Below are 14,054 nucleotides of genomic sequence, written 5' to 3'. Positions count from 1 at the left end.
CGCCGGCGCAGCCGCTGGACCGCGCCCCGGCGATGTACGCGCTCTGCCAGGCGGCGCTGCGCACCGCCACGCACCGGCGGCTCCGAGGGCTGCGCCGGGTGACCGACCTGGCCGGGGAGACCGCCCTGGCCGCCCAGCCGGCCCTGGCCGAGCTGCTGCGGGCCACGCTGCTCGGCCCGCTCGACCCGGCCGACGAGTTCCACCGGGAACTGGCCACGACCGCGCTCGCCTGGCTGGACCACGGCCAGCGGCTGGACCAGACCGCCTCCGCGCTGCACGTGCACCCGAACACGGTGCGCTACCGGTTGCGCCGGCTCCGGGAGGTGACCGGTGGCCCTCCCGCCGAGGAGGGGGCGCGGTGCACGGTGCCGCAGACGGTCCACTGGTGGTGGGCGCTGCGCAGCTGGCTGGACGGGTGCTGAGCGGTCACCCTCGCCGGCGCCGGCGCCGGTCGCTCGGCGCGACCTCGGGCACGGGACGGACCGGCTCGGGCGGCACGATGCCCTGCCGGGCGGCCATCTCCTCGACCAGGACCCGCAGCCGCCGCACGTCGGCCTTCAACTCCTCCTGCTCGGCGTGCTCGAACGCGTCGTCGTCGACGATCAGCCGGCTGGCGAAGTGCGCGGTGATCAGCGGGATCACCAGCAGCACCATGGTGGAGATGAGCAGCGCGGCCAGGAGCCGACCGCCGAACGTGGTCGGGGAGATGTCGCCGTAGCCGACGGTGGACGCGGTCACCACCGCCCACCACACCGAGTCCGGAGCGCTCTTGTGCTCGAAGTGGCTGTAGAGCACGCCCGCCACCACGATCATCAGCAGGTACGACGTGATCAGCGTGCGCGGCGAGTTGGCGAACCAGACCAGGCCCCGGTAGATCCAGCGGAACGGCAGCAGAAGGTCCATGGCGTCATGCTGCCCGGTACCGGCAAGGGCCGCCGACCCCATCGTCCGGTGTCGCTGTGTCAGGCTGCCCGGGTGACCGATGTGATCTTCCGGGAGGCCACCCGGGACGACCTGCCCGCCGTGCTGGCCCTGCTCGCCGACGACGTGCTGGGCCGCCACCGTGACCTGCCCGAGGTGGACGCCGCCTACGAGCGGGCCTTCGCCGACCTCGACGCCGACCCGCGCAACCACCTGGTCGTGGCCGACGCGGGCGGGGACCTGGTCGGATGCTTTCAGCTCACCTACATTCCCGGGCTGGGCCGGCACGGCGTGGAACGGTGCCTGATCGAGTCCGTGCGGGTCCGTTCCGACCTGCGCGGCCGTGGGCTGGGCCGGGCCATGATGCGCTGGGCGATCGACCAGGCCCGGGCCCGCGGCTGCGGGTTGGTGCAGCTCACCACCGACAAGCAGCGTGCCGACGCGCACCGGTTCTACCGCGACCTCGGCTTCGAGGCCAGCCACGAGGGCATGAAGCTGGCGCTCTGACGCCGGCCGGGTCAGTCGGTCGCCAGACGGCCGTCGCGCAGCGTGAGGGTGCGGTCGGCCATCTCGATCAGCGCCGGGTCGTGCGTGGCGACCAACGCGGTCATGCCCCGGGCGTGCACCACGGCCCGGAGCAGGTCCATGATCGACCGGCCGGTCTCGGAGTCGAGCTGGCCGGTCGGCTCGTCGGCGATGAGCAGGTCCGGCTCGTTGGCCAGCGCCCGGGCCACCGCCACGCGCTGCTGCTGCCCGCCGGACAGCTCGTACGGGCGCTGCGCCGCTTGCCCGCCCAGCCCGACCAGCTCCAGCAGCACCGCCACCCGCTGCTCGCGCTCGGCCGCCGGCACCTTGGCCAGCCGTAGCGGCACCCCCACGTTCTCGGCCGCGGACAGGATCGGCACCAGGCCGAACGTCTGGAAGACGAAGCCGACGGTGCCCCGCCGCAGCGCCAGCAGCTCCTTCTCCCCGGCGGCGGTGACGTCGTGCCCGGCCACCTCGATCCGCCCGGCGTCCGGCCGGTCCAGGCCGCCGATCAGGTTCAGCAGCGTGGTCTTGCCGGCACCGGAGCGGCCCCGGACCGCGACCAGCTCGCCGCGGCGGGCGGTGAACGACACGTCCCGCACGGCGTGCACCGCGTGCTCGCCCCTGCCGAACGTGCGGCTCACCCCCTCGACCCGCACCACGTCCTCGACGGTCGTCGCCGGCGGCGCCACGGCCTGCTCGGTCATCACTCACTCTCCTCGTCGTGCGCCCGGTCGCCGGGCCGCACCTCGACGTGGTCGGGCTCCAGGTTGAGCCGGACCCGGTCCCGCAGCGACAGCGCCTCCACGAAGGGCGCCGGCAGCTGCATCCGGCCGGTCCGGTCGAGCACCGCGTACTCCTCGCTGACCAGCTCGGTGCCGCCGTCGGCGGTGGCCCGCGCGGTCCGGCGTACCTCGGAGGCGGTCCGGCCGTCGCGGATGGCGACGGTGCGACGGACCTGGCCGGCCACGGCGTGGTCGTGGGTGACCACCACGATGGTCACCCCCAGCTCGGCGTTGATGGTGCGCAGCGCGGTGAACACCTCGGCCCCGGTGGCCTCGTCCAGCTCACCGGTCGGCTCGTCGGCGAAGAGGATCTCCGGGTCGTTGGCCACCGCCACGGCCACCGCGCACCGCTGCTGCTCGCCGCCGCTCATCTGGCCCGGTCGGCGGTCCGCGCAGTAGCCGACCCCGACCAGGTCGAGCAGCCGGAGCGCCCGTTCCCGCCGCTCCCGCCGGCCGCCGTGCCGCCCGGCCAGCTTCATCGGCAGCTCCACGTTCTCCACCGCGGACAGGTACGGCAGCAGGTTGCGGCCGGTCTGCTGCCAGATGAAGCCGACCATTTCCCGCCGGTACGCCAGGCGCTTGCTGTTCGACAGGGCGAGCAGGTCGTAGTCGGCGACCCGGGCGATGCCGGCGGTCGGCGTGTCCAGCCCGGACAGGATGTTCAGCAGGGTGGACTTGCCGGAGCCGGAGGCGCCGACGATCGCGACCAGTTCGCCCCGGTCGATGACCAGGTCGAGCCCCTGGAGGGCGACGACCTCGACGCCCTCGGTCTTGAAGATCCGGACCAGACCGTCGCAGACGATGTGCCCGCGCAGCCGGTCCTCTCCGCCGGCCCGCTCGGCCGCCCGGCGGGCGGCCTGCCGCTGGAGCGCGGCGAGGTCCGGCACCGCCGCCGTGTTCGCGGTAGTGGTCATCAGCTCTCCTCTCCGAGCCGGAGCACCTCACCGAGGCGCGTCCGGCGGTTGTTCAGGGCCTCGACGACGATCGCGAAGCCGAGGGCGACCGCCCCGAGCACGACGACTCCGACGACCAGGCGCGGTTCGAACGCCACCTCGACGGGTGCGCCACCGGTGAAGGCGGACAGGCCCAGCACGGGATTGAGCAGGAGCGGCAGCAGCGCTCCGACCACCGCGCCGGTCAGCACCGCCACGCCGACCAACGGGCCGAGCTCCACCAGCAGCAGACCCCTCGACTGGCCCCGGGACAGGCCCAGGGTGCGCAGCTGGGACAGCACCTGCCCACGGGCGCGGGCGCCGGCGAGCACCACGAACGCGACGGCGAGCAGGCCCAGCGCCGTACCGATGATCGCGCCCGCGGTGAAGCCGAAACCGAGGACGGCGTTCACCCCGCCCTCGCCGACCTGCCGACGGGCCTGGGCGAAGGTGCGCACCTCGACCTCCAGCGGTTGCTCGCGTCCGACGACCGTCCCGCCCTTCGCGAAGCGGCGCTGGCCCTCGTTGCCGACCCGGCGCAGCTCCGACACGTCGAGCCGGTCACCGGACACCAGGAATCCGGTGGGCGTCGCGACGGTCGTCCGCCGGGGCAACTGCTGCCAGGGCAGGACCACGAACCGGGTCGTGTCGGCGCGCAGCAGCGGGAAGCCGTCCGCCTTGCCGGCCACCCGGAACTCGTACCGCTGCCCCTGCACCCCGACGAAGGCGGAGCCGTCCCGGCCGGCGGCGGCCAGATCCGCCGCCACCGCCGGCGACACCACCGCCGGCAGCGGTCCGGCGTCGCCACCGGCGAGCAGCGCGTCCGGCACCCCGACCGGGACGTCGGCGTCCCGGACCATCGCGGCCAGCTCCGGCCCGTTCACCAGCAGCACGCTCACCTCACCGACCCGCAGGTCGGTGCCGCGCTCGTCGATGGCCAGCCGCTGGCCCGCCTCCTCGAGGAACGGCGAGGCCCGCCGTACGCCCGGCAGCCGCGCCAGCTCCGCACCGGTGTCCGGGGCGAGCCGTTCACCCCGGATCAGCCCGTCGGCCGGCACCTGTCGGGCGGCCACCCGGTCCCGGCTCGCCTCCACCCCGGCGGCGACCACACCGCAGAACGCGGCGCTGGCGACCGCCAGCACCACGACCACCAGCGGCGTGGTGACCACCGCGCGGGCGGCACGCGCGGAGCCGAGGAAGGCGACGCTGCCCCGGGTACGGGCGGCGAGCCGCCCGAGCAGCCGCAGCGGCCACGGGTACAGCCGGATCGCCAGCACCGCCGCGGCGACCGCGAGCAGCACCGGAACCGACACCAGCAGCGGGTCCACCACCCCGGGCACCAGGCCCCGCCGGCGCAGCAGCAGCACCCCGATCACGGCGAGCAGCACCAGCCCGGCCTCCATGGTGATCCGACGGGCCGACGGACGCATGGTCGCCAGGTCCCGCCGCTCGGTGACGCCGGTCGGCAGGGCGAGGGTCGCCAGCGGCAGCGCCAGGACCATCAGGAGGGTGGCGGCCACCGCGGCGGCCGGCACCGACCCGGCCGCCGGGCCGGGCGCGAGGCTCCCGAGCGCGAACCCGGCGACCGCTGCCGGCAGCAGCACCAGCAGCGACTCGGACAGGCTGCGCCCGGCTCCCACCAGGGCGGTGCCGCCGCGGGCCCGCAGCAGGGTGAACTCGGTACGCCGGCGGCGCACGGTCAGCCCGGCCGCCAGGATCACCAGGCCGGCGAGCGCGCCCAGCGCGCCGGTGGCGGACACCGCGAGCACCGTACGGACGGCCGACACCTGGTCCTGGAACTGCCGCAGCGGGATGTCGAGCCCCCGGGAGAACGCCCGGCCCTGAGCCTGCCGACTCATCCGGTCGAGGTCGGCGATGAGCTGCTCCGTGTCCACGGCGTGGATCCCGCTCGCGCCCATCCGGTAGCGCCAGGTGAACCGCAGACCCCACCCGTCGGCGGAGAGTCGGTCCAGCGTCGCCGGGTCGACCACGCCGAGCGCGACGAACGGCTCCGCGTCGCCGGTCGGCTCGATGACGCGAAGGACCTGGGGCAGCCCGTCCCAGAACCCGTCGGTGCGGTCGCGTGGCTGGTAGACGCCCACCACCACGGCCCGGACCGGATCCGGGGCGCCCTCGGGCGTCGCCGACTGGGGCCCGGCCAGGGTGAACCTGCTGCCGACCCGCAGGTTCAGCTTGCCGGCCACCTCGGCGGCCAGCGCGATCTCCACCGGGTCCTCGGCGGTCGCCGCCGGGTCCGGCCAGCGCCCGCCGGTCAGCCGGCCCGCCTCGGCGACGCCCGGCATGCTCCGCAGGCCCAGATCGACGAGCAGGTTCCGCGCGGCGAGGTCCGGCCCGGTCAGCCGGCCCGACTCGGTCTCCGCGGTGAACCAGCGCTTGTCGACGAGCGCCCGCACGGACGGCGGCATCTCGTCCTGCAACCGCGGCAGGTCGGCCGCGAACGCCTCCATCAGGGACGTGCCGTTGCCGGCGTTGAAGAGCGTGTCGGTCGCGTACGTCACGTCGCGGACGTTCGCCGGCTGGCTGCGCAGGAAGCTCTGCAGGCCCGCCTCGGTGCGCCCGTTCACCAACCGTGGCACGCCGGCGATCAGCGCCAGCGTGACCGCCGCGAGCGCGGCGAGCAGCACGAACTGTCCGCCGTACGCCCGGACCCGGCGGGCGACCGCGCCGATGCTCATCGTGCCTCCTCCACGCCGTGGGCCGCCCTGCTCCACCCGGTCACTGGTCTCCCCCGATCCGCAGCTGTGCCGCCGCCACCCGCTGTCGGATGCCGAAGGCGATGAACGCGCTGAAGGCCAGCGCCGCAAGCAGGAGGCCCGCCGCGGTCAGCCCGACCGGCAGCCACGGCAGGACGAATGCCGCCTCGGGCACCGGCCTGCTGGCCGACGGGGTGAGGATGACCAGCGGGGCCATGGTCACGCCGACGACGGCCCCGAGCAGCAGCCCGACGCCGACCCCGATTCCCGCCAGGAAGGTCTGCTCGGCCAACAGCGCCCGGGCCAGCAGGCGGGGAGTGGCGCCGAGCGTGTGCAGGACGGCGAACTCGCCCAGCCGGCGGCGGGCGGTGGCCCACACGTCCACGAGCAGTCCGACCAGCGCCAGCAGCACCGCGCCCGTCGCCGCCACGAGCAGACCCGTGCGGGCACCCTGCCAGTACGGGTCGGCCGCGGCCCGTTCCGCCGTCTGCCGGCGATCGAGCACGGTCACGTCGGCCAGTTCGCCGGCGGCCTGCCGCGTGCCCTCGTCGGCGCCCAGCCACCACTCCTGCACCGGCCGTACGACGCCGCTGCCACGGATCAACCAGTCGGTCGCGGCCGGCATGTCCAGCAGCACGCCCTCGCCGGTGGCCGACGGCACGGCGTCCACCTCGCCGGCCACGGTCACCGGCAGCGACACCCCCGACAGCGAGAGGGTGACCGTCTCCCCCGCCCGCAGGTTGAGCGCCTGGCGTACCCCGGGGGTCATCAGCGCGGGGACCGGAGGAGCCTCACCCGCCGGCACCACGGCGAAGCGCGCATCGTTCTGGTACGCGAACTGGCCGCCGGCCACCAGCACGACGTCGTTCTCGACGGTGAGGCCGGAGGCCGTGGCGTCGATCGTGGTCTTCGGTCCGGCCGCCTCCCCGATCGCCTTCCAGTCCGTCCCCAGCGACAGCGGCCGGGCCGTGCCGGCGGCGTCGACCACGCGCAGGTCGTCCACCCCGAGTCGGTACGCGGTCCCGGCGACCTCACCGCCGTCCGCCTCGAAGCCGGCGAGCCGCAGCTCACCGGCGTCGGGCAGCGAGACGCGGAACGGCACCCGTCGACCCGACTCGTCGCCGGTGCCCAGTGGCAGCCGCAGGGCGAGTCCGTCCGCGCGCGTCAGGAGCAGCCACACCTGCACGCGCTGCGGGGAGACCGCGTCGCGCACGGCGGTGCGGAAAGTGCCGGTGATCGACCGGGTACCGTCGGGCAACACGACTCCCGCGGCCGGGCCGCGTGCGCGGACCATCCGGTCGAACAACGCCGGCACCGGCTCCGAGGTCAGACGGTCGTCCAGCCGCACCACGCCGGCGGCGCCCGCCGCGTCGAGGCTGACCACCGTGACCGGCAGGTCGGCCCGGCCGACCCGGATCTCGTCCCGCCACGCGGGAAGGACCGCCCGGACGCCCGGGAACGCCGCGACCTCCGCCGCACGACCGGGCGGAGCGACCCCGTCGCGCTCGACCAGCCGCACGTCGGCGCCGACCACGTGGTCGGCCTGGTCGACCTGGGAACGCTCGCCGGTGGCCACCAGCGACCAGGCCAGCGTGCTGCCGCCGACCGCGAGGGCGAGCAGCAGCACCGGACCGGCGTGCGGGCGGCGGCCCGCCTGCCACATGCCCAGGATGGTCGCGGTCCACAGCCTGCGGTCGACGAACCGTTCGGCGAAGCGGGTGGTGGGCGGCAGCACCCGCAGCGCCACCACGGCGCCGGCCAGCACACCGAGCGTCGGCGCGGCGACCAGCAGCGGGTCCACGCCCAGTCGCCCGGCCGCGCCCGAGACCGGCGAGGAGTACTGCCGCAACTGGGTCCAGGCGAGCACCGCGAACGCCACCAGCGCCAGGTCCAGACTGGCCCGCTGCACCGCGGCCGACCGGGTGGGCCGCGACCGGGCCGCCATGTCGGCGACGTAGGTGCCGGCGCTGCGCAGCGTCGGGGCGACCATCGCGAGCAGACATCCGGCGGCGGTCAGCGCGGCCGCCAACCAGAGCGCCGTGAGGTCGCCGCCGGCGGACGACACACCGACCCGGCTCAGGGCGGCGTCGGCGACCACCGGACCGACCACGGCCGCCGGCAGCACCACGAGGGTCGCCTCCCGGGCCGCGAAGCCGGCCAGCTGTCGTCGTGCGGCGCCCCGGGCCCGGAGCAGGGCGGTCTGGTTGCGCCGGTCCGCGTGCAGGAGCGCGGCCACCAGGATCAACGCGTACCCGCCGAGCACCACGATCAGCAGGACCGGCGTGGCCAGCGAGGACCGGCCCACCAGGTCGGCGCCGGCCGCCCGCCCGAGCAACCGGTCCATGGCGGTGACGACCTGGGCGGAGTCACCGAGCCCGGCCGCCGCCGGCACCCCGGCGACGGTTGCCGGGAGCGCGTCCCGGACGTCCAGCAACCGGCCCTGGCCGGCCACACTGGCGAGGTCCGGGCGCACCACCCACCACGCGGACACCAGGCTCGGAAAGGTCCTGGTGAAGTCGGCCGGGTCGAGCACGAACGGCCCGTACGAGGTGTCCGAGGCCGCGGCACTGCCCGCTCCCACACCGGGCGCCAACTGCCAGTAGGCCTCCGCGGCGTCGCGGGGTCGCCAGGTGCCGACGAGCACCACCTCGCTCGCCCGGTCGGTGCTCCGGTCGAGCATCGGCACCCGCTCACCGACGGCCATGCCGAGCGCGCCGGCGACCTTCTCGGGCAGCGTGACCTGGAGTGGGCGGGCGCCCGCCGCCGGCCACGCCCCGGCGGTCAGCTCGGCGTGCGCCGCGAGGTCGTCGAGGGTCGCCAGGTTGGCGAAGACGAGGTCGTCGTTGCGGGGTCGCGACCCGAGATCACCGGTCAGTTGCCTGCCCGAGCCGTACCGGGCCCCGTACACGTCGACCCGGGCGCCGGCGAACCCGTCGGCGAAGCCGTCGCGGACCTTGCGGTCACGCTCCGCCGTCTCCGCGGCGTCGCGTCCGGCGGGGCCGGTCAGCAGCAGGCTGCGCTCCTCCAACGGAGCACCGTTGAGCATGGCCTGCTGGCCGGCCTCGACCGCCCTGCGGTTGTACTCGGTGAGACCGGCAACCAGGGCGATCGCGACAAGTGCCGCGGCGATCGCGGCGAGCAGCAGCCCCCGCGCCGCCCTGGCCCGCCTCCATACCAGTCTCATCCGACCCCTCCCGTGGCCCCGACGGGCCGATGACTGGGAAGAGCGGCGAAGGACGGCAAAAGGTTCGCGCCCGTTACATGATCGTTATCCCACCCCCTGCCGTCGCCCCCTCCCACCCTCCCCGCGCTCCCCGGCCCGCCCGCTCGCTCGCCGATCGTGGAGTTGTGGCGCCTTGGATGCCCCTTCCACACCTGTTTGGCAGGTGCCACGAGTCCAAGATCGACGGGGTGGCCGGGGGCGGGGAGGCCGGGACCGCGGGAGGGCGGGGCCGGGGGCAGCGCGGGGTTGTCCACAGGGGCGTGACGGTGCACCAGGGCGTCCTGCCGGTCGGCGAGGTGGTGGAGATCGCCGGGATACCCTGCGCGTCGGCCGCCCGCTGCGCCGTCGACCTGGCCCGGGCGACGCGCCGGACGGATGCGCTGCCGGCGCTGGATCTCTGCCCACGGGTGGGCGCCTGCCGACGTGCCGAGCTGCGGACGGAGGTCGCGTCCCATGTCGGCCTGCGCGGGGTGCGTCAGGCGGACCGGCACCCCCGGGCCCGGTCAGTCGGCGAGGAGCGTGCCGACGTCGTCCCCGGCGCGGACCCGGTCGATCAGGTCCAACACGGCCCGCCGACCCCCGTGCCCGTCGACCCACCGGTGGACCCGGCAGGCGGCCCGGGCGTACACCTGCTCGTCCGCGCTCGCGGCACGCAGCCAGGCGTCCAGCGTGTCCGGCAGCGGCCCGGGCGAGGTGTCCCGGCAGCGGTCCGACTCGGTGGGCGGCAACAGGTACCGACTGTCGTCGGAGACCAGGACGGCGAGCCCCTCGTCGAACCACTGCGGGACGTCGTCGGCGTGGGAGCCGAGCCGCGTGTGGAACTCGACGTGTGAGAGTTCGTGCGCGGCGATCACCGGGTCGATGCCACGGGGCGAGAGCATCAGCGCCTGGTCGAGGATGGCGATCCCCCGCTCGCCACCACCACCGATCCGCTCGTAGCAACCGGGGGTGAAGCAGGCGAGCACCGTCGGGTCGCTCCGGCGCCCCCGGTAGAAGTCGTCGACCCGCCGGGTCGCGGCGTCGTACACGTCGACGAGCCGCTGCCGGTCGGCGTCCGACCGACCGGGTTCGATGTAGAGGTCGTCCCGCACCGGCACCATGCCGTAGCACCGGGGGCAGGTGGTCGCGGCGACCGAGGGGTAGGCCCGGACCAGCACCGCGCCCGCGACCAGCACCAGGGCGACCACTCCGGCCATCACCCACGGCCAGCGGCGCCGCCGGCCCGGTCGCGCGGGTGATCGACGGGGCGGCCACAGCCTCATCGGGGCTCCTCGGGTGCGGCGGGGGCCCGTGGGCCCGGGCAGGTCAGGGGCGAGGGCGGTCGCGGTCCTTGGAGGGTTGGACCCGCTTCGGCTCGCCGGGCATCTTGGGGTATTCCGGGGGGTAGGGCAGGTCGCCGAGGCCATCGGCCGCGTCGCGCTCGGCCCACTCCAGCAGCGGCGTGATGTCCCACGGCGCGTCGTCGATGCCGGCGTGCGGGTCGCCCCGCTCGGCGAACCGGGCCGGCACGGTGCCCAGGTGGAAGTCGTCCGGGTCGACCTCGGGCAGCTCGTCCCACTCGACCGGGGTGGAGACGGTGGCGCGCCCGTTGGCCCGCAGCGAGTACGCGCAGGCGATGGTGCGGTCCCGTGCCATCTGGTTGAAGTCGACGAAGACCCGCCGGCCCCGCTCCTCCTTCCACCAGGCGGTGGTGACCAGCTCGGGCCGGCGCCGTTCCAGCTCGCGAGCCAGCGCGATGGTGGCCCGGCGCACCTCGACGAACGTCCAGCGCGGCTGGATGCGCAGGTAGACGTGCACGCCCCGGCCACCGGAGGTCTTCGGCCAGCCGGGCACCCCCAGCTCGTCGAGCAGCCCGCGCAGTTCCCCGGCGGCGGTCACCGCGTCGGCGAAGTCGGTGCCGGGCTGCGGGTCGAGATCGATCCGCAGCTCGTCCGGCCGGTCGGTGTCGGCGGCGCGCACCGGCCACGGGTGGAACACGACGGTGCCCATCTGCGCCGCCCACGCGACGTGCGCCAGGTCGGCCGGGCACAGCTCGTCGGCCGTGCGGCCGCTGGGGAACGCGATCTGCGCGGTGCGGATCCACGGCGGTACGCCGCGGGTCGGCACGCGCTTCTGGAAGAACATCTCCCCCTCGATGCCCTCGGGGAAGCGCTGGAGCGTGGTGGGCCGGTCCCGCAGGGCGCGACTGATCCCGTCGCCCACCGCCAGGTAGTAGTGGAAGACGTCCGCCTTGGTGAAGCCGCGCTGGGGAAAGATCACCCGGTCGGGGCTGCTGAGCCGCACGGTGTGCCCGGCGACCTCGATCTCCTCGACCGCACTCCTGCCCGCCATCCCGCGACCATATGCGATGCCACCGACAGCCGACGTACCGTTGGGGGGTGAGTCTTTCCGACAACGAACTGCCCCGTACCGAGGACGAGTGGCGCGTGCGCCTGAGCCCGGAGGAGTTCCGGGTGCTCCGGGAGGCCGGCACCGAGGCGCCCTGGACCGGCGAGTACGTCGACACCAAGACCCCCGGCGTCTACCACTGCCGGGCCTGCGGGCTGGAGCTGTTCCGCAGCCAGGACAAGTTCGACTCGCACTGCGGTTGGCCGAGCTTCGACGACGCCATCCCGGGTGCGGTCAAGGAGATCCCCGACAACACGCTCGGCATGCGGCGCACGGAGATCCGCTGCGCCCGGTGCGACAGTCACCTGGGGCACGTCTTCGAGGGTGAGGGCTTCACCCCGAAGGACACCCGGCACTGCGTCAACTCGATCTCGGTGCGGCTGGAGCCGACCGGCGGCTGACCGCCCTCAGAGCCGCAGCAGGCCGCCGGCCTCGTCGACCTGGTCGGCGGCCTCGTCGTCCAGCCACACGCCACCGGTGGCGAGATAGCGGAAGCGGTACTCACCCGGGCCGAGCCGGACGGTCACGGTCCGGGTGCCGTCGCGGCGCGGCACCAGCTCGTGCCGGCCCGGCTCCCACCCGTTGAAGCAGCCGACCACGCTGACCGTGCCGGCGGGGGCGTCCCTGGGCAGGGAGAAGGTCACCCGGGTCTGGTTGCCGAAGAGCTTGTTGCGCTTGATCACGGATCCTCCGGATGTGCAGCGGTCACCACGGTCAACGCACGACACGCCGGAAGCGACTCGCCGTCGGACCGGATCAGGTTCGCCGGTTCCGGTTGCCCCGACGTGTCGATCACGCGACCCTGGGGTGACAGGTCCGTTTTCGGGGGGTTTCGCATGGCTGCCTGTGAGGTTTGCGGCAACGACTACTGGATGGCGTTCGAGGTGCGCACGGTCGACGGGTCCCGGCACACGTTCGACTGCTTCGAGTGCGCGGTGCACAAGATGGCCCCGGTGTGCGAGCACTGCCAGATCAAGATCGTCGGGCACGGCGTCGAGGTCTCCGGCCGCTTCTTCTGCTGCGCCCACTGCGCCCGGGCGGTCGAGGGCGAGCAGGGCGCCGAGATCCGCGACGCGGTCGGCGCCCGCCCCGCCTAGAGCGGCCGTAAGTGAGCAGTAAGGGTTGCCGCCGGTCGGGCCTGGTTAGCATCCGGCCATGCCCGCCACCGGATCGTCGCTGCTGCCACTGACACTGACCGCCGTCCTCGCCCTCGCCGGCTGCGCCGGGGCCGACCGCCCGGCCGCCGAGTCGACCCCGGCCACCCCGACGTCGGCACCCACGACACCCGCCGGGACGACCGCCGCGCCCGCCGGCTCCGCCGCCGCGCCGGTCCCCGCGGTGCTGGACTTCACGGTACGCACGATCGACGGGAAGCCCTTAGCCGGCAGCACCCTCGCCGGGAAGCCGGCCGTGCTGTGGTTCTGGGCGGCCTGGTGCGGCCGCTGCCGGGGCGTCGCCGGGGACGTGGCCGCGCTGCGACGGGACCACGCCGACCGGGTCAACCTCATCGGGGTGGCCGGGCTGGGCAGCGGCGACGAGGCGATGCGGCGGTTCGCCGGCGACACCGGCATCGCGGAGTTCCCCAACCTGGCCGACGACGAGGGCGAGGTGTGGCGCCGGTTCGGTGTCCGCAGCCAGGAGTGGTACGTGCTGCTGGACTCCGCCGGCCGGGTGACCCACTCCGGCGCGCTGTCCCAGGCGGAGCTGCGCCGTCGCGTCGCCGGGCTTACCTGACATGCCCGACGCCCCCTACGGCCTGGCCCTGGCCGCCGGCCTGCTCGCCGCGGTGAACCCGTGCGGCTTCGCGCTGCTGCCCGCGTACCTGTCGGTGCTGGTGTCGGGCGAGGGCCCGGCGGCCGACCGGGGGCCGCTCGCGCCGGTGGGCCGGGCGCTGGCCCTGACCGCCGCGATGACCGTCGGCTTCGTCGCGGTCTTCGGCACGTTCGGCCTGCTCGCCGGCCCGGCCGCGGACGCGGTGGCGCGTCGTCTGCCCTGGGTGTCGGTGCTGATCGGGGTGGCGCTGGTGGCGGCCGGCGGCTGGCTGGTCACGGGCCGGCAGTTGCCGGCGTTCACCCCACGTCCGGCGGCCGGTCCTGCGGTACGGGCCCGGTTCGGCTCGATGGCCCTCTTCGGCGCGGCGTACGCGGTCGCGTCGCTCGGGTGCACGATCGGCCCGTTCCTGGCCGTGGTGGTCGCCGGTTTCCGGGCCGGCAGCCCGCTCGCCGGCATCGGCCTCTTCGTGGCGTACGCCCTGGGCATGGGGCTGGCGGTCGGCGCCGCCGCGCTCGCCGTGGCGCTGGCCCGGGAGTCGCTGGTCCGACGCACCCGCCGCGCCGCGCCGCTGCTCGGCCGGCTCGCCGGCGTGCTTCTCGTGCTCACCGGCGGCTACGTGGCCTGGTACGGCTGGTACGAGGTGCGCCTGTTCGCCGGTGGCGGCGCGGACGACCCGGTGATCGCCGCGGCCGGCCGGGTGCAGGGTTGGGTGAGCGACGGGTTGGCCCGCCTCGGACCGTGGGGGGTGGCCGCCGTGGTCGTCGGCCTGGTGGCGGTGGGCGTGGTCGGCACG

14 protein-coding genes are annotated in these 14,054 nt (G+C 75.1%); 6 read left to right on the top strand and 8 right to left on the bottom strand.

Translation table 11 applies throughout. The features are described from left to right. Positions 1–422: PucR family transcriptional regulator (locus HUW36_RS12795; RefSeq protein ID WP_174528359.1), on the top strand; the 422-nt coding region annotated here is incomplete at its 5' end. A 4-nt stretch (positions 423–426) separates the two neighbouring features. On the opposite strand, the gene HUW36_RS12790 is transcribed toward HUW36_RS12795, so the two are convergent. After that, on the bottom strand, positions 427–903 hold the full coding sequence (locus HUW36_RS12790; protein ID WP_174528358.1) for a potassium channel family protein: 477 nt from the start codon (positions 901–903) through the stop codon (positions 427–429). A 72-nt stretch (positions 904–975) separates the two neighbouring features. Here HUW36_RS12790 and HUW36_RS12785 point away from each other — a divergent pair, with 72 nt between their 5' ends. Further along, complete coding sequence (locus HUW36_RS12785) at positions 976–1,428, top strand: GNAT family N-acetyltransferase (RefSeq protein WP_174528357.1); 453 nt, start codon at positions 976–978, stop codon at positions 1,426–1,428. Positions 1,429–1,439: 11 nt separating this feature from the next. Here HUW36_RS12785 and HUW36_RS12780 read toward each other — a convergent pair whose 3' ends face one another. The 6 genes from HUW36_RS12780 to ligD form a co-directional block, all read right to left on the bottom strand. After that, positions 1,440–2,153, bottom strand: a complete 714-nt coding sequence (locus tag HUW36_RS12780) for an ABC transporter ATP-binding protein (RefSeq protein WP_174528356.1) — start codon at positions 2,151–2,153, stop codon at positions 1,440–1,442. Then, positions 2,153–3,145 carry an ABC transporter ATP-binding protein gene (locus HUW36_RS12775; protein ID WP_174528355.1) on the bottom strand — a complete coding sequence of 331 codons (993 nt, stop codon included), beginning with the start codon at positions 3,143–3,145 and terminating at the stop codon, positions 2,153–2,155. Before HUW36_RS12775 ends, HUW36_RS12780 begins: the two co-directional genes overlap by 1 nt. Continuing rightward, on the bottom strand, positions 3,145–5,859 hold the full coding sequence (locus tag HUW36_RS12770) for an FtsX-like permease family protein (protein WP_174528354.1): 2,715 nt from the start codon (positions 5,857–5,859) through the stop codon (positions 3,145–3,147). Before HUW36_RS12770 ends, HUW36_RS12775 begins: the two co-directional genes overlap by 1 nt. Before the next feature lie 40 nt (positions 5,860–5,899). After that, on the bottom strand, positions 5,900–9,061 hold the full coding sequence (locus HUW36_RS12765; protein WP_174528353.1) for an ABC transporter permease: 3,162 nt from the start codon (positions 9,059–9,061) through the stop codon (positions 5,900–5,902). Between the two features lie 542 nt (positions 9,062–9,603). Then, the gene (locus HUW36_RS12760; RefSeq protein ID WP_174528352.1) at positions 9,604–10,362 is read right to left on the bottom strand and encodes a hypothetical protein; all 759 of its coding nucleotides are present in this window, start codon (positions 10,360–10,362) and stop codon (positions 9,604–9,606) included. Positions 10,363–10,405: 43 nt separating this feature from the next. Then, the gene (gene ligD / locus HUW36_RS12755; RefSeq protein WP_174528351.1) at positions 10,406–11,431 is read right to left on the bottom strand and encodes a non-homologous end-joining DNA ligase; all 1,026 of its coding nucleotides are present in this window, start codon (positions 11,429–11,431) and stop codon (positions 10,406–10,408) included. A 47-nt stretch (positions 11,432–11,478) separates the two neighbouring features. Between ligD and msrB the strand changes: the two genes are divergently transcribed. Further along, positions 11,479–11,889 carry a peptide-methionine (R)-S-oxide reductase MsrB gene (msrB, locus tag HUW36_RS12750; RefSeq protein WP_091579416.1) on the top strand — a complete coding sequence of 137 codons (411 nt, stop codon included), beginning with the start codon at positions 11,479–11,481 and terminating at the stop codon, positions 11,887–11,889. A gap of 6 nt (positions 11,890–11,895) precedes the next feature. Here msrB and HUW36_RS12745 read toward each other — a convergent pair whose 3' ends face one another. Beyond that, positions 11,896–12,171 carry an isoamylase early set domain-containing protein gene (locus HUW36_RS12745; protein ID WP_091579420.1) on the bottom strand — a complete coding sequence of 92 codons (276 nt, stop codon included), beginning with the start codon at positions 12,169–12,171 and terminating at the stop codon, positions 11,896–11,898. Positions 12,172–12,324: 153 nt separating this feature from the next. Between HUW36_RS12745 and HUW36_RS12740 the strand changes: the two genes are divergently transcribed. The 3 genes from HUW36_RS12740 to HUW36_RS12730 form a co-directional block, all read left to right on the top strand. Further along, positions 12,325–12,585 carry a Prokaryotic metallothionein gene (locus HUW36_RS12740; RefSeq protein WP_174528350.1) on the top strand — a complete coding sequence of 87 codons (261 nt, stop codon included), beginning with the start codon at positions 12,325–12,327 and terminating at the stop codon, positions 12,583–12,585. 58 nt (positions 12,586–12,643) lie between these two features. Continuing rightward, positions 12,644–13,222 (top strand): TlpA family protein disulfide reductase, encoded by a 579-nt coding sequence (locus tag HUW36_RS12735; protein ID WP_174528349.1) that lies wholly within the window; start codon positions 12,644–12,646, stop codon positions 13,220–13,222. 1 nt (position 13,223) lies between these two features. Continuing rightward, the coding region (locus HUW36_RS12730) for a cytochrome c biogenesis CcdA family protein (protein ID WP_174528348.1) at positions 13,224–14,054 on the top strand (831 nt) is incomplete at its 3' end.

It is taken from the genome of Micromonospora maritima (assembly GCF_902825405.1).
Taxonomy (GTDB): Bacteria; Actinomycetota; Actinomycetes; order Mycobacteriales; family Micromonosporaceae; genus Micromonospora; species Micromonospora maritima.
The sequence above is the reverse complement of the archived record's forward strand: the minus strand, read 5'-3'. Positions and strand labels throughout refer to the sequence as shown.

Excerpts from the sequence above, each read along its gene's own strand:
- HUW36_RS12790 (WP_174528358.1), bottom strand. The coding sequence starts at position 903 with ATGGACCTTCTGCTGCCGTTCCGCTGGATCTACCGGGGCCTGGTCTGG.
- HUW36_RS12770 (WP_174528354.1), bottom strand. The coding sequence starts at position 5,859 with ATGAGCATCGGCGCGGTCGCCCGCCGGGTCCGGGCGTACGGCGGACAG.
- HUW36_RS12740 (WP_174528350.1), top strand. The coding sequence starts at position 12,325 with ATGGCTGCCTGTGAGGTTTGCGGCAACGACTACTGGATGGCGTTCGAG.
- HUW36_RS12760 (WP_174528352.1), bottom strand. The coding sequence starts at position 10,362 with ATGAGGCTGTGGCCGCCCCGTCGATCACCCGCGCGACCGGGCCGGCGG.
- HUW36_RS12775 (WP_174528355.1), bottom strand. The coding sequence starts at position 3,145 with ATGACCACTACCGCGAACACGGCGGCGGTGCCGGACCTCGCCGCGCTC.
- HUW36_RS12765 (WP_174528353.1), bottom strand. The coding sequence starts at position 9,061 with ATGAGACTGGTATGGAGGCGGGCCAGGGCGGCGCGGGGGCTGCTGCTC.
- HUW36_RS12735 (WP_174528349.1), top strand. The coding sequence starts at position 12,644 with ATGCCCGCCACCGGATCGTCGCTGCTGCCACTGACACTGACCGCCGTC.
- HUW36_RS12780 (WP_174528356.1), bottom strand. The coding sequence starts at position 2,153 with ATGACCGAGCAGGCCGTGGCGCCGCCGGCGACGACCGTCGAGGACGTG.
- ligD (WP_174528351.1), bottom strand. The coding sequence starts at position 11,431 with ATGGCGGGCAGGAGTGCGGTCGAGGAGATCGAGGTCGCCGGGCACACC.